Genomic DNA, 17,351 nt, shown 5'->3' on the forward strand with positions numbered 1-17,351 from the left:
TTGACCGCATGGCGACGGACGTCGATCTGGATGCGTCGGGGCTGCTCAGCGATCTTTCGGGCTCGGCCCGCGAGGACCGTCGTGAGCTGATCGAATGGCTGCTCGGCCAGGGCTTCGGCATCGACCGGATACGCGGTGCGCTCAGCCCCATCCTGTTGGGCGCCCAGAGGGTACTCGGTGACGACGGCACGCTGCGGTCACCGCGTGAGGTCGCCGAGTCCAGCGGAGTCCCGATGGAGTTGCTCCGACAGTTGCATGAGGCCATCGGCCTGCCCGGCGGCGAGGATCCCGACGCGGCGCTTCAATCGCGCGCCGATGTCGAATCGGTCGTGCCTGCGGCGCGTCTGGCCGAGCTCGGCTTCGACGCGCAGCAGTTGACGCTGGTGGTGCGACTGCTCGCTGACGGTTGCCGCAAGGCGGCGATCACGATACGCCAGGCGGGGCTGAAGGTGCTGTTGCGTCCGGGTTCGACCGAACGTGAACTGGCCCAGGCCTTCGAAGCCCTGGCGCACGACGCGCAGCCGCTGTTGGACTCCTTGGCCGGTGAGCTGTTTCGCTACGCGTTGCGGCAGTTCGCCGAAACGGAGGCGATAGCGGCCGACGAGCGGATGGCCGGTGAGCTGCCGGGCGCCCGCCTGGTCGGGGTGGCGTTCGCCGACCTGGTCGGATTCACCCGGCTGGGCGAGGCCCTGCCACCCGAGGAGCTGATCATGGTTGCCGTGCGATTGGCTGACCTTGCCCGCGGTGTGGTGCAGCGGCCGGTCCAATTCGTCAAGGTGATCGGCGATGCCGTGATGTTGGTCAGCCCCGACCCGCAGGCCCTGCTGAGGTCGGTGTTCGCGGTGCTCGAGGCGGCCGCTGCGGCGCGGCTGCCGCGGTTGCGGGTCGGCATGGCCTTCGGGTCAGCCGTCAGCCGGGCCGGCGACTGGTACGGCAGTCCGGTGAACCTCGCCAGCCGCGTCACCGGCGTCGCGGCCCCGGCATCCATCGTGGTCGAGCAGGCGGCCTGCGCCGCGATCGGCGATATGGCCGGTATCGAGTTCACCCCCACCCGGCGGCGCCGCCTCAAAGGAGTCCGCGGCGAGGTACGGCTGTACCGCGCCAACCGAATTCCCGACCGGTAGCCGGTCTCGCGATGGTCAGTGCCGCAGCGCGGCCAGCTCGGTGCGTGAGCGCACCCCGAGCTTGGCGTAGACCCGGGTCAGGTGATACTGCACAGTCTTGGGGGAGATGTAGAGTTCGGCGGCCACGTCCCGGTTTGAAAGTCCTTGGACCACAAGCGATGTCACCGCATCTTCCTGTGGCGTCAGCTCGACGTTGCTGCGCGGGCCGCGGATCTGGTGGACACCACCGGCCTTCAGTTCGCGTTCGCACCGCTCCACGAAGGAGCGCGCACCGACTGACAGGTACAGCTCGCGGGCGGCGTTGATCACGGTGTCCGCGTCACGCCGTTTGCCGGCCCGGCGCAGCGTCTGGCCGTAGGCGAAGTTGACCCGAGCCAGGTCGTAGCGCAGCGGCAGACCGTCGAGCAGTGCGATCGCCTCGTCGAAGGAGCGGATCGCGCCCGGCAGGTCCCCCCGGGCGCCGAGCAGTCGGCCACGAGCCGAACGCAGCCGGGCGGTCGCGGAACGGTGGCCGCGAGCGGCCTCCTCGTGGGTATCCAATACGGTCTCGGCGACCTCCAGGCGGCCGTTGGCGACCAGGGCCGTCGCCAGCACGTCGGCCCACGGCCACAAGCCAGGCTGATGCAGCGCGGTGTCCCATGGCATCCGGGACAGCGGTTCCAGCACCCGCTGCACCGTCGGGTGGTCGGAGTCGGCCTCGGCGACCTGGGCGCGGGCGAGCAGCGCCGGGAGCCGCATCAGCTCGTAGTCGCCGCCGACAGCATCGGCAGCCGTCACCGCCGCGGCCGTGGCCGCCCGGTCGCCGCGCAGCGTGTGAATCTGCGCCGCCGTCCACTCCAGTAGCGGACCGACCAGCACGATCCCGCTGGCCGCGGCCAGGGCGCGTCCGCGATCCACGCTGTGCAGCGCTCGATCCCAGTCGCCGATCGCGAACTGGACCCGAGCCAGCCAGCCCAGTGCCCACAGCGTGATCCGCGTCGAACCGCCCAGTTCAGCCATGGCCACTGCGCTCTCCAGACTGCTGCGGGCGCCGTCGAAGTCGTCGGTGGCCAGTTGCAGCCAGCCGCGTCCCATCGTGACGCGCTGGGCTTGGGCGCCGTGCCGGACACGGGCCGCCAGGTCGTCATAGCCGGCGATCGCCTCCCGGGCCCCACCGGTGGCGGCCAGCCCCAGGCCGCGGATGGCGGCGGCCTCGACGCCGGCCGGTGACTGGTCGCCGGCCAACTTGATCGCGCGATCCGCCCAGGTGACCAATTCTGCTCCCCGGCACCGCATCAGCGAGTGCAGCACGTAGCGCTGGGCGATCAGGGCGGCGGTCGCCGGGTCGCGTTCGGTGTTCACGATGTCCCAGGCGCGGTCGAGTCGCACCTGGGCCTCGGCGCCGCGGCCGCGCACCACGGCCAGGTAGGCCAGCACGGCGTCGCGCAGCGGTGTCTCGCGCAGGCTCTCCACCGCCGGAACCATCGCCCCGGCCCCCACGCAGTCACCGGCCGCCACCAGGGCGTCCACCGATCGGGTCAGCCTGTCGTCGTGCAGCAGCGGATCCGCGGTCAGCCGGCTGGCGTCACGGAACAGCTTCGCCGCCAATGCCCACGACCCGGCCGCGGCCCGGTCGTGCGCCGATTCGTCGACCCGGTCGGCCAGCGCGGGATCGGTTGTCGGAGTTGCGGCAACCAGGTGGCGCAGTCGCCGGGTCGGGTCCGTGACGATCTCAGCCGCTCGACGGTGCGCTTCGGCGGCGGCGTGAACGCCCATGAGCGTGATGACAGCGGCGGCAGTCATCGGATCATGTAGGCGCGGCCGGTACTCGGCCGCAATCGAGACCAACCCGGCAGCGACGCCGTCGTCTATAGCGGTGAGTGGGTCGACCAGTCCGGCCAACTGCACTGCGGTATCCAGAGATTCGCTTGTCGACAGGATCGCCAGCGCCTCGATCAGCGTGCGGGTCGCCTCGGTGCACCGGTCGAGCCGGGTGCTTACCTCAGCGGTGCGGTAGGCCGGGGCGGGCAGCGGGGCGTCCGGCTGCGTCCACACCGACGTCGGCAATTCGTCGAGCAGCGCGAGGACATCACGCGGATTGCCGTCGGTGTGGCGGGTCAGCCGGGCGGCCATCACGGGGTGCAGCATCAGGCCGCGCAGCCGCGCCAACTCCACCACTGCCGCGGAATCCAGCCCCGGCAGGGGCAATTCGTCGGCGCCTAACGAGCTCAGCAGGGGGGTCGACGTCGCCGAGGCAAGCACCACCAGCAGCGGCAGCGCCCGATGATGCCGCGTGAGACTGCTCAACGCCTGCAGCGAGACCGGATCGGCGTATTGTGCGTCGTCCACGGTGACCAGCACCGGGGTCCCGCCGCCGACCCGGTCGGCCAGCCAATCCGCCGCGGTGACCGGATCCAGCGGCGGCGTGTCAGCCAGCAGTTGACGCAGCACGCCGCCCGGGGTGCCGGTTTCCCAGTCCATCGCCTGGGCCGCATAGGTTGTCGTGCCGAGTGAGTCGCCCAGCTGATGCAGCAGCGCGGTCTTGCCGACTCCGGGCGGCCCGAGCAGGCACACCATCGCTGCGCCCCGAGCCGACGTCCCGAACCGGGAAGCCAGCTCGCTCAGCTGGCGATCACGTCCGACGAAGGTCACGGGCCCGGAGACCATCGGCACCTAACCCCTGTCCGTCGAGGTCGATAGTAGAAATCCAGCAGACCACAATCCGGCGCCCGCGCGGGAACCAAAGCAGGTATTACCGTCGCAGTTGTGACCATCACCCGGATGCCGGCCGCGTTCATCGGACACGGCAGCCCGATGAACGCCCTGGAACGCAATCGGTACACCGAAGCCTGGCGCGCCTTCGGTGCCGCCGTCGGCCGGCCGCGAGCGATCCTGATGATCTCGGCGCACTGGTACATCGGCGCGACCGCCGTCACCGCCATGCCGAAGCCGCGCACCATCCACGACTTCTTCGGGTTCCCGCAGGAGTTGTTCGACGTCTGTTACCCGGCGCCGGGGCTACCCCAGCTGGCCGAACAGGTCGCCGACACGGTAAAACCCACCTGGGTCGGTGCCGACAGGGACAGCTGGGGCATCGACCACGGCGCCTGGTCGGTGCTGGTGCATGCTTTTCCGGGAGCGACGATTCCGGTGGTCCAACTCTCGCTCAACGCCTTCAGTGGTCCCGACGAGCACCTGGAACTGGGCCGGCGGCTGGCACCGCTGCGCGATGACGGTGTGCTGATCATCGGCAGCGGCAACATCGTGCACAATCTGCGTGCACTGGACTTCGCCAAGCCGGACTTCGGGTATGAGTGGGCTCGTCGCTTCGACACCGCGGCACGCGAAATCCTGGCGAGCGCACCGACCGATGTGACGAAGCTGGACGCCCACCCGGATTTCCGCAGCGCCGTGCCGACCCCCGACCACTTCCTGCCGCTGCTCTACATCGCCGGGCTCGCCGACACCGAACCACTGAGCCCACTGGTGGACGGGTATGCGGCCGGATCGCTGTCGATGGCCTCGTACACCCTCGGACTCACCGGTGGCGCTCAGCCCTGATCGCCACCGGCCACCGGCAGCACGGTGCCGGTGATGTAGGACGCCTCCTGCGAGGCCAGGAAGCAGATCACCGCGGCTTGCTCATCGAGGGTGCCGTAGCGCTTGAGCAACGACGAGTCGATCGTCTGGTCGATGTGGGCCTGAAACCACGCCTGCTCGGTGTCGCCGGTGAGCTCTGGAGTGCCCCGCGGGATCCGCCGCGGCGGCGCCTGGGTGCCCCCGGGCGCGGTGGCGCACACCCGGATCCCGGCGTCGGCGTACTCCATGGCCAGCGAGGCCGTGATGGCGTTGACCCCGCCCTTGGCGGCCGAATACGGAATGCGGTGCACCCCCCGGGTCGCGGCCGACGAGACGTTGACGATCACACCGCTGCCGCGGGCGACCATGGCCGGCAGCGCCGCCCGGCAGGAGTACAGGGTGGTCAGCAGCGAGCGATCCACCTCGGCGCGGATCTCGGCGTCGGTGAATTCGGTGAACGGTTTGAAGTTGATCGCCCCGCCGACGTTGTTGATCAGTACGTCGATATGACCGAACCGCGAAAGTGCTTGTCGCACCAGGGCGGCGGCGCCTTCGGCCTGCTCGAGGTCGACGGTGACGGCCAGCGCCGGGGCATTGCCGGGGACCGGTGTGTCGGTGAGTTCGGCGGCCAGACCGGCGACCAGCTCGGAGCGATCCGCCAGCACCAGGGTCCCGCCCTCGGCATGGATTCGTCGGGCGGTGCGTTCCCCGATGCCCTGTGCCGCCCCGGTGATGACAACGACCTGGCCGTCGAAACGTCCGGGGGTGATGAGTTTGGGCCGGCGGGCCGCCAGCGTGTCGGCCATGGCGCGGCGCATGGTCTGCTTGGCCCGGTCGGCGTGTGCGGAGATCAGTGCTCGGGCGCCGGCGCGGTCACCGGCTTCGAAGGCGGTGACGATGTCGACGTGGTCGCGGGCGCACAGCGGGTGACACCAGGTGGCGTTGCGCAACACCTCGCCCATCCGGCCCTTCACCCCCAGTGCCTGATACGCCTGCAGCAGATGCTCGTTACCGGTCATCGTGAACAGATATTCGTGGAAGGCCGCGTTCGTATCGGTGTACGCGGCGGCGTCGACGAGTCGGTCGCCGTCGACGTAGGGCAGCGTGGATTCGGCCAGCAGCCGATAGCCGGTGAGTTGTCCGCCGCTGAGCCGGCCCAGGGTCAGCTCCACCGCGCCCAGTTCCAGGGCCTCGCGCGCCTCGAAGATCGCGTCGGATTCGTGCACCGCGGGATGCTCTTCGCCGATCTGATAACCGTCGGGGGCGACGGTGGCGGGCGCCGGTTCGGGCGGTGTGATCTCCGGCGGTGCGGCCGGAAAGAGCTCCTGGCCGATCACGGCGCGGCCCTCGAAGGCCGGCAGCAGGTCGCCGTCCTCGTCCAGGCCGACGTCGCCACCGGCACCGGCCGGGGTCAGCAGCTGGCCCAGCACCCGGTACGCGATGTCGCCCTCGGCGGTGGTGACCACGGCGCCCGGCCACGGGGCGATGTCGGCGGCGGGCAGCATCGGCTGGCCGATCACGGCGCGGGCGTCGGGTGCGGGCACCAGGTCCTCGGTGCGGACCGCTCTGGCCGCCGGGCTCACCGGAGCCTCCGGTTGGGCGGCGGGCGCCTCCGCGGCGGCCGGCGCCGCCAGGGCGAACTTCTCGTAGTAGAAGCCGGTCAGCGGGACCTGGGCGTCGGTGAGGTGTTTGCGCACCGCCTCGACCATGGGCGGTGGGCCGCAGACGTAGGTGGCGACGTCGCCGTCGTAGAGGTGCTCGGGGGAGATCAGGCTCATCACGTGCGCCCGCTCCGGCCCGCGGTTGCGCGCGGTGCTCTGCGGGTCAGAAACGCAGTAATCCCAACTGAATCCGGGCAGTCCGTCGGCGACCTCGGCGATCGCGTCGAGCGCCACCAGGTCGGTGTCGGTGCTGACCCCGTAGATCAGGTGGGCCCGGCGTCGGCTGCCGTCGTCGCGCAGCTTGCGCAGAATCGACAGCACCGGGGCCAGGCCGGTGCCGCCGGCCAGCAGCAGCACCGGGCGTTCGGTCTCGCGCAGGAAGAACGACCCGTGCGGTCCGGTGAACTCCAGGCGGTCACCGACCGCGGCGCGATCGGTGAGGTAGGTCGACATCACCCCGCCGGGCGTCAGCTTGACCAGAAACGTCAGCCGGTCATCGTTGGGGGCGTTGCTGAATGAATACGACCGGGTCTGGTCGGTGCCCGGCACCGCGATGTTGGCGTACTGGCCGGGCAGAAACGTCAGCTCGGCCCGGTGCTCGATCGCCACCCCGATCGCCATGGTGGTCGCCGACAGTCGTTCGAGTTGGGCCAGGGTGCCGGTGTAGGAGGTGGCCTGGGTCTTGGCGACCTCGGAGGTGCTGCGGATCTGCAGCACCAGATCCGAGCGCGGTTTCATCACGCACGGCAGGCAGTAGCCGGCCGCGGCCTCGTCCTCGGTGAGCGCGTCCGGCAGGTAACCGCCCAGGTCGTAGCTTCCCGACTCGCAGAACGCCTTACAGGTGCCGCACACGCCGTCCAGGCAGTCCACCGGGATGTTCACCCGTTGGCGGTAGGACGCCCCGGCGACCGTCTGATCCTCGGCGCACTCGACGAAGCGGGTGACACCGTCTTCGAAACCGAGCGCCACCTGGTGCAGCTTGGCGCCGTTCGCGGAGTCCACCGAGGATTGCGGGTGCGATGTGACGGTCATATTCGAGTCCTCAGATGTGATAGATGTCCACGACGTGGTCGATGTAGTCGTTCTTGAGCACCACGGTCTTTCGCCGGATCAGGGGCTGCTCGCCGGAGAAGTCGATGGTGTAGAACGACGTCCCGTAGTACGGGTCGACCTGTTCGTAGCGGTAATACATGGTGTGCCAGTTGAACCGGACGTCCACCACGTCGCCGCGGCGCTCGATGACCTCCACATTGGCGATGTTGTGGCTGGTGCGCGGGTCGGGCAGCGACGTCGCCGACGAACGCTCGGTGCGGATCCGGAAGACCCGATCGTGCAGGCCGCCCTTGTTCGCGTAGTACATCAGCGAGATCTCGGTCTGCGGGTCCTCGGTGAGGCGGTCGTCGACGTCCCAGGCGGGCATCCAGAACACGACGTCGTCGGCGTAGCACTCCAGCCACTTCTCGAACTCGCGGTCGTCGAGGTAGCGGGCTTCCCGGTACAGGAACGCCTCGATCGCGTTCTGGGTGATGTGCTTGGTGGCGGTCTGCGGGGATTCGGTGGTCGTCATGTCGATGCCTTCGTTCAGTGGCCGCAGGGGGTGCGGTCGAATCCGTTGGTCCCGGCGAGTTCTTTGGCGCGTTCGCGCTGCACGGCGTCGCGCATCGCCTCCAGCCAGTACTGGTCCTGCACGACGAACAGGCCTTCGTCCTCGGCCTTGACCCCCGAGGACACCACGTGGTGCATGCCCAGGGACTCGGCGACCGGGTCCGGGCCGGAGATCCAGTGCTGGGCACCGCGGCTGACGTCGTTCCACGGCGCGGTGCGGGCCCCGAAGCCGGTCTGCACCGAGCGGAACTCCTCCAGGTCGTCGGGGGTCGCCATCCCGCTGGCGTTGAAGAAGTCCTCGTACTGGCGGATCCGGTTGGCGCGGGCCTCGGCGCTCTCACCCTTGGGGGCGATGCAGTAGATGGTGATGTCGGTCTTATCGGCCGAGATGGGCTTGATCCGGCGGATCTGGGTGGAGAACTGATCCATCAGGTAGACGTTGGGGTACAGGCACAGGTTGCGGGATCCGGAAACCATGAACTCGCCCTTGGCTTTTCCGTGTGTTTCCCGGAGCCGGTCGATCTCGCTGTACAGTGGCCGGTCCTGCGGGTTGGCCGCCTGGGTCCACAGGCAGATGTGGCCGTTCGGGAACGCCCAGTAGCCGCCGCCCTCTTCGGCCCACTTGGAGGCGTCCAGGGCCTTGGTCTCGTTGGCGGAGTCGCCGGTGGCGCGCCGTGAGGTGGTGGCGGCGTAGTTCCAGTGCACCGAGGTCACGTGGTAGCCGTCGGCGCCGTTCTCGATCTGCACCTTCCAGTTGGCGTGCAGCGTGTAGGTGGACGTGCCGCGCAGCACCTCCAGTCCCTGGGGTGACTGGTCGACCAGCAGGTCGATGACTTTGGTTGAGTCACCGAGGTATTCGGTCAGCGGCACCACGTCGGGGTTGAGGCTGCCGAACAGGAAGCCGCGGTAGCTCTCGAAGCGGGCGACCTTGGTCATGTCGTGGGATCCGTTGGTGTCGAACTCGGGTGGATAGCCGGCGCCTTCGGGCAGCTTGACCTTCAGCAGCTTGCCGTCGTTGCGGAACGTCCACCCGTGGAACGGGCAGGTGAACGTCGACCGGTTGTCGGTCTTGCGCCGGCACAGCAGGGCCCCGCGGTGTGCGCATGCATTGATCAGGCAGTGCAGTTCGCCGTCCTTGTCGCGGGTGATCACCACCGGGCTGCGGCCGATGTCGGTGGTGAAGTAGTCGCCCGGGTTGGGGATCTGGCTCTCGTGCGCCAGGAAGACCCAGTTGCCCTCGAAGATGTAGCGCATCTCCAGCTCGAAGATCTCCGGGTCGGTGAAGATCTGCCGGTGCACCCGGTAGTTGCCGGCTTCGGGGTCGTCGATCACCGCGTCGTCGAGAATGCTCGCCAGGCGGTCGAGTCGAGATGTGGTCGGTGCGCTCATGGGGGCCTCCATCGGTCTGATCCCTCAACCCTCGCACCGCGTGTCGACGGTCACACCAGGCAAATGCCTAGTCGTGTACTGGGCATCGATTCATGAATTCTGGTTATTAATAACCGGAATACGCATCCTTGTTCTGTATGGATATCGGCCATAGTCTGAACATGTATCGCCCGTCACCTTGGGCGAATAAGGAGCGAAAACCATGGAGCTGCGGCACCTACGCTACTTCTGCGCAGTGGCCGAGACCTGCCATTTCGGCAAGGCGGCCGACCAGCTCCACGTCGCGCAGCCGGCACTGTCGTACGCGATCAGGCAGCTGGAGGCCGAGCTTGGCGTCAGCCTCTTCACCCGGACCACCCGACAGGTCGCACTCACCCCCGCCGGTGAATTCCTCCAGGGCGAGGCGGTGCGCATCCTGGCGGGCGTGTCCGCGGCCACCCGCGGGGTGCGGCGGATCGCCGACGGTCGCAGCGGACTGATCCGGCTGGGCATCACCGGCACGGCCGCGTTCTCGCATCTGCCGCGGCTGGCCCGCGCGGTCAAGGCCGAGCTGCCCGGCGTCGATCTGGAGATTCGTGCCGACATGCTCACCCCGGCGCAGTGCGATGCGCTGCGCGCCGGCGCGCTGGATCTGGGCGTGCTGCGGCCCCCGGCGCTCGGCGAGGGACTCGCACTGCAGACGATCGCCGTCGAGCCGCTGGTGCTGGCCGTCTCCGCCGATCATCGACTCGCCGTCGAGCCGGTGGTCTCGCTGTCGGATCTGCGCAATGAGAACTTCGTCGCCTATCAGAGCCGCGAGTCGGCGGTCAACGACGCGGTGCTGCGCAGTTGCCGCCAAGCCGGATTCGTCCCGCACCGCGAACATCTCGCCCCGGGCACCGCGGTGCTGCTGGCGCTGGTGGCCGCGGGCCTCGGGGTGGCCGTGGTGCCCGAATCGGTGCGTGGGCTGCCGCTGGAGGGCGTGGTGTTCCGCGAACTGCTCGACGCCGGAACCATCGAACTGTCGCTGGCCTGGCGCTCAGGCGAGGACAACCCGGTCATCGACGCGGTCGTCAGCGTCGTCCGGGCCGCGTTTCCGATGCTGACCACCGGAGGTGTGGGGTGAAAATCACTGCGCTGGAGGCGATTCCGTTCGCCATCCCGTACACCAAGCCGCTCAAGTTCGCCTCCGGCGAGGTGCACGTCGCCCAGCACGTCCTGGTTCGGGTGCACACCGACGACGGCGTGGTCGGTGTCGCCGAGGCGCCGCCGCGGCCGTTCACCTACGGCGAGACCCAGGACGGCATCATCGCGGTGATCGAGCAGATCTTCGCGCCGCAGCTGATCGGGCTGACCCTGCTCGACCGCGAGACGGCCGGTGCCCGGCTGGCCCGCACGGTGGGCAACCCGACGGCCAAAGCCGCGGTCGACATGGCGATCTGGGATGCGTTGGGGCAGACGCTGGGGCTGCCGGTCAGCGAACTGCTCGGCGGCTTCACCGACCGGATGCGGGTGTCGCACATGCTCGGCTTCGACGACCCGGCGGTGATGGTCGCCGACGCCGAGCGGATGCGGGATACCTACGGCATCACCACCTTCAAGGTGAAGGTGGGGCGCCGGCCGGTCGCCCTGGACACCGCCGTCGTCCGCGCCCTGCGGGAGAGATTCGGGGACGCCATCGAACTCTACGTCGACGGCAACCGCGGCTGGACGGCCTCGGAGTCGCTGCGCGCGATGAAAGAGATGGCCGATCTGGACCTGCTTTTCGCCGAGGAGTTGTGCCCGGCCGACGACGTGCTGGGCCGGCGCTGGCTGGTGAGCCGGCTCGACGTGCCGTTCATCGCCGACGAATCGGTGCCCACCCCGGCCGAGGTCACCCGCGAGGTGCTCGGCGGATCGGCCACCGCCATCTCGATCAAGACCGCCCGCACCGGGTTCACCGGCTCGCAGCGGGTGCACCACCTCGCCGAGGGGCTCGGCGTCGAGGTGGTGATGGGCAACCAGATCGACGGTCAGCTCGGCACGGCCTGCGCGGTGACGTTCGGCGCCGCCTACCAGCTGACGTCGCGCCGCGCCGGGGAGTTGTCCAACTTCCTGGACATGAGCGACGACCTGCTCGCCGAACCGCTGCAGATCCGCGACGGCGTCCTGCACGTGCCGCCCGGAAACGGACTCGGGGTGGCGATCGATCCCGACAAGCTCGCACGCTACCGAACCGATTCCTGAGTTACCGAGGAGAAGAGACGATGACCACGATGGATACCTCGCAGGCGACCGCCGCAGCGTCGGGCAATGCGGCGACCGAACGATTCAGCCTTGATAAATCCGCGTTCGCGAAGGTCAAAGACACCCCGGTCGAACGGGTGGACATGCTGGCCCGCGAGGTGCTCGACGCGGTGCACGCGACCATCCGGCGCCACCGGGTCAGCTATGACGAGTACAACGCGCTCAAGGCCTGGCTGATCCAGGTCGGCGCCGACGGCGAATGGCCGCTGTTCCTCGATGTCTGGGTCGAGCACGTCATCGAGGAGGTCGCCACATCTGGCCGGCAGGGCAACAAGGGCAGCATCGAGGGGCCGTACTACGTGCCGGATGCGCCCGAGCGCGGTGCCCGCGGCGCCGTCCCGATGCGGCCGGAGGAGAAGGGCAGACCGCTGGTGTGGCAGGGCACCATCACCGGCACCGACGGCAAACCCCTCGCCGGCAAGGTCGAGCTCTGGCACGCCGACTCCGACGGCTTCTATTCGCAGTACGCGCCGGGGCTGCCGGAGTGGAATCTGCGCGGCACGTTCTGCACCGGTGCCGACGGCAGATTCGAGATCACCACGATCCGGCCCGCGCCGTACCAGATTCCCACCGACGGCGCCTGCGGCAAACTGATCGCCGCGGCAGGCTGGCACGCGTGGCGCCCGGCGCACCTGCACGTCAAGGTGTCCGCTCCGGGGCACGAACTGCTCACCGCGCAGCTGTACTTCCCCGGCGACCCGCACAACGACGACGATGTCGCCACCGCGGTGAAGCCGGAGTTGATGCTCAACCCGATGGAGCAACCCGACGGCAGCTTCACGTTGCGCTATGACTTCGTCCTCGACCCGGGGGTTTGAGGCCATGCTGTTTCACGTCCGGATGGATGTGCGGATCCCGCATGATCTCGACCCGCGGCAGTGCGCCGAGATCGTCGCCCGCGAAAAGGCCTACTCGCAGGAGCTGCAGCGGTCCGGCAAGTGGCCGCACATCTGGCGGATCGCCGGGCAGTACTCCAACTTCTCGATATTCGACGTGGAATCCAATGACGAACTCCACGAGATTCTTTCGGGCCTGCCGTTGTTCGCCTACATGGATATCCGGGTGACACCGCTGGCAACGCACCCCAGTGACGTCAAGGCGCCCGGACAGTAGCCGGCCGCCGAGGTTTACGTGGTGGCCGGCGTGGGTACCTGCGGTGTTGCACTGTCATAAGTAGGGAGGAGCTTCACGATGGGACTGGCAGACAAGGCCAAGCACGCCGCGCAGGACATCGCAGGTAAGGCCAAAGAGGCCGTCGGCAATGTCACCGGCGACGACGACCTGCGCAACGAGGGCAAGGCCGATCAGGCCAAGTCCAGCCTGAAACAGGCCGGCGAGAACATCAAAGACGCCTTCAAGGATTAGCTGATCCAGCACGCCGCCCGGTGCGCCTGCCCACGGCGCACCGGGCGGCTGCGCGCTCAGCGAGCCCGAATATCGGCGGTCACCGCGCCGGTCAGCGCGATCAGATCCGCAGGTGCCAGCGCCACGTCCCAGCCGCGCTGCCCGGCACTGCACAGCACCTTCTCGAAGCCCAGCGCCGAGGAGTCCACCACCGTCGGCAACGCCTTACGCTGCCCGAGCGGCGAAATGCCACCCAGCACGTACCCGCTCGACCGTTGCGCCGTCGCCGGATCGGCCATCGCGGCCTTGGCCGCCCCGAGGGCGGCGGCGACCGCCTTGAGTGACAGCTTCGTCGCCGAAGGTCTGGCTGCGGGGATCGTGGTGGTAGCGCAGCACCTCATGGGGCACCTGTGCGGCGACCAGGGCCGCAATGGCCCGGGTTGCCGCGCGACTCACCGGGCCAGGATAACGGCCGGAAATAGCCGTATGGCTCACGCTGTTGAGCAAGGCAGACGTGTGGTCGCTGCATATGCTGCCGGTCACGGTCCTAGGATCGGAAGGAGTCGTCGATGTCAACGGCGGTCGGTCTGCTGGAAATCGAGCCACTGGACGTGAGCATCGCGAGAGAAGGGACCGCTGCAATCGACATGGCTGACGCCGAAGGCACCAAGACCCCCGTGCGTACCGACGAAACCGACGAGCAGCTGACCGCGCGCTTCGAGCGCGACGCGATCCCGATGCTCGACCAGCTCTACGGGGGTGCGCTGCGGATGACGCGCAATCCCGCCGACGCCGAGGACCTGCTGCAGGAGACCATGGTCAAGGCCTACGCCGGGTTCCGCTCGTTCCGCGACGGCACCAACCTCAAGGCCTGGCTGTACCGCATCCTGACCAACACCTACATCAACAGCTACCGCAAGAAGCAGCGCTCACCGGCGGAATACCCCACCGAGGAGATCACCGACTGGCAGCTGGCGGCCACCGCCGAGCACACCTCGACGGGGCTGCGCTCCGCGGAGGTGGAGGCCTTGGAGTCGCTGCCGGACACCGAGATCAAAGAGGCGCTGCAGCAGCTGCCCGAAGAGTTCCGGATGGCGGTGTACTACGCCGACGTCGAAGGATTCCCCTACAAGGAGATCGCCGAGATCATGGATACACCGATCGGCACGGTGATGTCGCGACTGCACCGCGGCAGGCGTCAGCTGCGCACGTTATTGGCAGATGTGGCCCGAGACCGCGGTTTCATCCGCGACGGGCACGCACCCGAGGAGATGTCGTCGTGACCGAACACGGGCACAGCACGCCGAACCCGGATCAGTCGATGGTGGACTGTTCCGAGGTGATCGCCGAGGTGTGGACGCTGCTGGACGGTGAGTGCACCGCTGAGAGCAAGGCCAGGCTGCGGGAGCACCTCGAAGCATGCCCGGGCTGCCTGCGGCATTACGGGGTCGAGGAGCGGATCAAGGCGCTGATCGCCACCAAATGCAGTGGCGACAAGGCGCCGCCGAAGCTCTACGAGCGGGTGCGGTTGGAGATCAGCCAGACCACGATCATCCGGACTTACGAGTAGAAGCGCCTACTTCACGGCCTTCGAGCCGGCGTTGGGCCGCTTGCCGTGGTTGGCTTTGCTGTGCTTACGATCGCGCTTCTTGCGGCCACGCTTTGCCATGATTGACCCTCCTAGCAGGTATTCCGGCTGGACAGTCTCTCATACCGCCGGGTGTGACGCGGGCGGCGGGGCCGTAAGGCCGCCCCGCCGCCGCGCCCCGTCGAGCTAGTTCTTGGATCCGCTGAACGTCCGCGACCCCGCCAGGGTCTGCGGTACGAACCCCGGCGCCGGCGCGGCGGCAGCGGGTGGCGTCCCGACCGGCGGCGTCTCCAGGGCGGGTGCACCCGGGACCCCGGCGGCCGGCGGCGTCAAGGAGCTGACATCGGACGGCATGATCGAGCCGACGCCGGGCACCACTTTGTTGAGCATGCCGTTGAGCACCTGCAGGAAGGAGTTGGCGGCGTTGACGCCGGCCGAGGAGTTTCCCACGGCGGCTCCGGGCACACCGGGCACACCGGGCACCCCGGGCAACGCTGCGGCACCGGGCAACGCCGGGGCACTGATCGGGGCCGGGATCGGCATCGGGTCGTCGACCAGGGTCGGGGCGGCCTTGGCGGAGGCGACACCGAATCCGAGGGTGGCCGCCGTCATGGCGCTGACGCACACCAGGGGCAACCGGACCCGCGGGTCGGAGATGCTGGGAAGGGACCGGGGAAAGGACCGGGAACGGGACTGGGCGACAGACCAAGGGGCAACGGACCAGGCAACAGACCGGGAAACAAACAAGGCACTACTCCTCAAGTTCGACTTCGACTCGTCTCGCGCCACGGCGAATACGTCACGCGTTCGAAACACTCGAGTAACGGTGCTATGCAAATGTCACAGGAGAAACACGACACTGTCACGTTCGGAACTCTCTACGTCCTCTTAGAGATCTTGGAGTTCGCTTACCCGAGCGCCGTGCTCAACGTCCGGGGGTGTTGTGGTTCCATAAAGACCAAGGATTTTCTCCGATCAGGGCGACCAGGTGATGAACGAGGTGAAGATGGCCGAGGATGTTCGCGCGGAGATCGTGGCCAGCGTGCTCGAAGTCGTGGTCCGCGAGGGCGAACAGATCAACGAGGGCGACACCGTGGTGCTGCTCGAGTCGATGAAGATGGAGATCCCGGTGCTGGCCGAGAACGCCGGCACCGTCAGCAAGGTGGCTGTGAAGGTCGGTGACGTCATCCAGGCCGGCGACCTGATTGCCGTCATCAGCTGATCCCGGCATTCGCTCCACGCGAATGAACGATGTCCACCCTCGGTGACCTGCTGGCCGAGCACACCGTCCTGCCGGGCAGGGCGGTGGATCATCTGCACGTCGTGGTCGGGGAGTGGCAGCTGCTGGCGGACCTGTCGTTCGCCGACTATCTGATGTGGGTGCGCGGTGACGCCGACGCCGGTGAGCCGCTGGTCTGCGTGGCGCAGTGCCGGCCCAACACCGCCTCCACGGTGCTGCTCAGCGACGCCGTCGGCACCGTCGTCGCCGCCGAAGCGCTACCGTTGGTGGTGGCGGCCTTCGCATCGGAAACGATAGAGAGAGCCGACGTTGAGATCTCGGAAAGCATTGTCGTGCAAGAAGAGTCCCCAAACAATATTGAAGCCGTCCCGATCCGGTTCGAGGATCGGGTGGTGGCTGTTCTGACCCATCAGCACGCGCACGCCTCCGGGCGCGAACCGAGCCGGCTGGAGGCGGCGTACCTGGACTGCGCGGCGGATCTGTTGCAGATGATTTCCCAGGGCACCTTCCCGGGAACCGGTGACCTGGTGGTGTCGCACTCGGGTCCGCGGGTCGGTGACGGCTTCATCCGGGTCGGGGTCGACGGCACGGTGCGCTACGCCAGCCCGAATGCGGTGTCGGCGTATCACCGGATGGGCTTGGACGCGGAGCTGGCCGGGCACGACCTGGTGGCCGTCACCCGACCCCTGATCTCGGACCCGTTCGAGGCGCGCGAGTTGGCCGAGCACGTCGGCGAATCACTGTCCGGCGGGGCGAGTATGCGCTTCGAGGTCGACGCCGGCGGCGCGGTTGTACTGCTGCGCACGCTGCCGCTGATCGCGAACGGCGAGCCGACCGGGGCCGCCGTGCTGGTGCGTGATGTCACCGAGGTGAAGCGCCGGGACCGCGCCCTGCTGTCCAAGGATGCGACGATCCGCGAGATCCACCACCGGGTGAAGAACAACCTGCAGACCGTCGCGGCACTGCTGCGCCTGCAGGCCCGCCGCACCGCCAGCACCGAGGGACGCGAGGCACTGTTGGAGTCGGTGCGGCGGGTGGCGTCCATCGCGCTGGTCCACGAAGCCCTGTCGATGGCGGTCGATGAGGTGGTGAACCTCGACAAGGTGATCGATCGGATTCTGCCGATGATGAACGACGTCGCCAGCGTGGACACCCCGATCCACGTCAGCCGGACGGGTGTTCTCGGCGCGCTGGACGCCGACCGGGCCACCGCGCTGATCATGGTGATCACCGAGCTGGTGCAGAACGCGATTGAGCACGCCTTCGACGCCGGCGAGCATCCGCGCGGTGTGATGATCCGGGCCGAACGCTCAGCGCGCTGGCTCGACGTGGTGGTGCACGACGACGGTCACGGACTGCCGGAGGGTTTCAGCCTGGAGAACTCCGACCGGCTCGGGCTGCATATCGTCAACACCCTGGTGTCCGGGGAGCTCGACGGTTCGCTGACCGCGCGCGACGCCCCGGGCGGGGGGACCGAGATGGTGCTGCGGGTGCCGGTCGGGAGCCGACGGCCCCGCCAGGCGCTGTAGAACCCGATGCGAAACGGCGCGGCCCCGACCGGGAAGGTCGGGGCCGCG

At 68.4% G+C, this 17,351-nt stretch carries 17 protein-coding genes and 1 pseudogene; 11 read left to right on the forward strand and 7 right to left on the reverse strand.

Annotated features, from left to right (window positions below):
- The first annotated feature begins 8 nt into the window (after window positions 1-8).
- Window positions 9-1,124, forward strand: a complete 1,116-nt coding sequence (locus K6T84_RS04755) for an adenylate/guanylate cyclase domain-containing protein (protein ID WP_225400439.1) — start codon at window positions 9-11, stop codon at window positions 1,122-1,124.
- Between the two features lie 15 nt (window positions 1,125-1,139).
- Here the strand turns inward: K6T84_RS04755 and K6T84_RS04760 are convergent, their stop codons facing one another.
- Entirely contained in the window at window positions 1,140-3,770 is a 2,631-nt protein-coding gene (locus K6T84_RS04760; RefSeq protein WP_225400438.1) for a helix-turn-helix transcriptional regulator, read from the reverse strand.
- Window positions 3,771-3,884: 114 nt separating this feature from the next.
- On the opposite strand from K6T84_RS04760, the gene ygiD reads away from it, so the two are divergent.
- Window positions 3,885-4,664: a 4,5-DOPA-extradiol-dioxygenase gene (gene ygiD / locus K6T84_RS04765; RefSeq protein WP_225402040.1), complete on the forward strand. Its 780-nt coding sequence runs from the start codon at window positions 3,885-3,887 to the stop codon at window positions 4,662-4,664.
- Here ygiD and benC read toward each other — a convergent pair.
- From benC to K6T84_RS04780, 3 genes are read right to left on the reverse strand one after another with little or no spacing between them, the layout of a single operon-like run.
- A complete protein-coding gene (benC, locus tag K6T84_RS04770; RefSeq protein WP_225400437.1) occupies window positions 4,655-7,375 on the reverse strand; it encodes a benzoate 1,2-dioxygenase electron transfer component BenC in 2,721 nt (906 codons plus the stop codon). The genes ygiD and benC overlap by 10 nt on opposite strands.
- A 10-nt stretch (window positions 7,376-7,385) precedes the next feature.
- Window positions 7,386-7,910 (reverse strand): benzoate 1,2-dioxygenase small subunit, encoded by a 525-nt coding sequence (benB, locus tag K6T84_RS04775; RefSeq protein ID WP_224861860.1) that lies wholly within the window; start codon window positions 7,908-7,910, stop codon window positions 7,386-7,388.
- A 14-nt stretch (window positions 7,911-7,924) separates the two neighbouring features.
- On the reverse strand, window positions 7,925-9,337 hold the full coding sequence (locus K6T84_RS04780) for a Rieske 2Fe-2S domain-containing protein (protein WP_225400436.1): 1,413 nt from the start codon (window positions 9,335-9,337) through the stop codon (window positions 7,925-7,927).
- A gap of 202 nt (window positions 9,338-9,539) precedes the next feature.
- Here K6T84_RS04780 and K6T84_RS04785 point away from each other — a divergent pair, with 202 nt between their 5' ends.
- From K6T84_RS04785 to K6T84_RS04805, 5 genes are all read left to right on the forward strand, one after another.
- Window positions 9,540-10,442 (forward strand): LysR substrate-binding domain-containing protein, encoded by a 903-nt coding sequence (locus K6T84_RS04785; RefSeq protein WP_225400435.1) that lies wholly within the window; start codon window positions 9,540-9,542, stop codon window positions 10,440-10,442.
- Window positions 10,439-11,542, forward strand: coding sequence for a mandelate racemase/muconate lactonizing enzyme family protein (locus K6T84_RS04790; RefSeq protein ID WP_225400434.1), 1,104 nt, complete (start codon window positions 10,439-10,441; stop codon window positions 11,540-11,542). Before K6T84_RS04785 ends, K6T84_RS04790 begins: the two co-directional genes overlap by 4 nt.
- Before the next feature lie 20 nt (window positions 11,543-11,562).
- Window positions 11,563-12,420 carry a catechol 1,2-dioxygenase gene (gene catA / locus K6T84_RS04795; RefSeq protein ID WP_225400433.1) on the forward strand — a complete coding sequence of 286 codons (858 nt, stop codon included), beginning with the start codon at window positions 11,563-11,565 and terminating at the stop codon, window positions 12,418-12,420.
- Window positions 12,421-12,424: 4 nt separating this feature from the next.
- The gene (gene catC / locus K6T84_RS04800) at window positions 12,425-12,715 is read left to right on the forward strand and encodes a muconolactone Delta-isomerase (protein ID WP_224861850.1); all 291 of its coding nucleotides are present in this window, start codon (window positions 12,425-12,427) and stop codon (window positions 12,713-12,715) included.
- 78 nt (window positions 12,716-12,793) lie between these two features.
- Entirely contained in the window at window positions 12,794-12,967 is a 174-nt protein-coding gene (locus K6T84_RS04805; protein ID WP_224861848.1) for a CsbD family protein, read from the forward strand.
- 56 nt (window positions 12,968-13,023) lie between these two features.
- Here K6T84_RS04805 and K6T84_RS04810 read toward each other — a convergent pair.
- A pseudogene (locus tag K6T84_RS04810) lies at window positions 13,024-13,402 on the reverse strand (YbaK/EbsC family protein).
- 191 nt (window positions 13,403-13,593) lie between these two features.
- Here K6T84_RS04810 and K6T84_RS04815 point away from each other — a divergent pair.
- Window positions 13,594-14,229: a sigma-70 family RNA polymerase sigma factor gene (locus K6T84_RS04815; RefSeq protein WP_224865892.1), complete on the forward strand. Its 636-nt coding sequence runs from the start codon at window positions 13,594-13,596 to the stop codon at window positions 14,227-14,229.
- A gap of 38 nt (window positions 14,230-14,267) precedes the next feature.
- On the forward strand, window positions 14,268-14,516 hold the full coding sequence (gene rsrA / locus K6T84_RS04820) for a mycothiol system anti-sigma-R factor (RefSeq protein WP_224865890.1): 249 nt from the start codon (window positions 14,268-14,270) through the stop codon (window positions 14,514-14,516).
- A 6-nt stretch (window positions 14,517-14,522) separates the two neighbouring features.
- Here rsrA and K6T84_RS23870 read toward each other — a convergent pair whose 3' ends face one another.
- Window positions 14,523-14,615 carry a 50S ribosomal protein bL37 gene (locus K6T84_RS23870; protein WP_014208825.1) on the reverse strand — a complete coding sequence of 31 codons (93 nt, stop codon included), beginning with the start codon at window positions 14,613-14,615 and terminating at the stop codon, window positions 14,523-14,525.
- Between the two features lie 105 nt (window positions 14,616-14,720).
- The gene (locus K6T84_RS04825) at window positions 14,721-15,146 is read right to left on the reverse strand and encodes a hypothetical protein (RefSeq protein ID WP_225400432.1); all 426 of its coding nucleotides are present in this window, start codon (window positions 15,144-15,146) and stop codon (window positions 14,721-14,723) included.
- A 394-nt stretch (window positions 15,147-15,540) separates the two neighbouring features.
- Between K6T84_RS04825 and K6T84_RS04830 the strand changes: the two genes are divergently transcribed.
- Window positions 15,541-15,756 carry a biotin/lipoyl-binding carrier protein gene (locus K6T84_RS04830; protein ID WP_224865888.1) on the forward strand — a complete coding sequence of 72 codons (216 nt, stop codon included), beginning with the start codon at window positions 15,541-15,543 and terminating at the stop codon, window positions 15,754-15,756.
- 29 nt (window positions 15,757-15,785) lie between these two features.
- A complete protein-coding gene (pdtaS, locus tag K6T84_RS04835; RefSeq protein WP_224861844.1) occupies window positions 15,786-17,303 on the forward strand; it encodes a two-component system sensor histidine kinase PdtaS in 1,518 nt (505 codons plus the stop codon).
- Window positions 17,304-17,351: the final 48 nt, after the last annotated feature.

Source organism: Mycobacterium zoologicum, assembly GCF_020181635.2.
GTDB classification, from domain to species: domain Bacteria; phylum Actinomycetota; class Actinomycetes; order Mycobacteriales; family Mycobacteriaceae; genus Mycobacterium; species Mycobacterium zoologicum.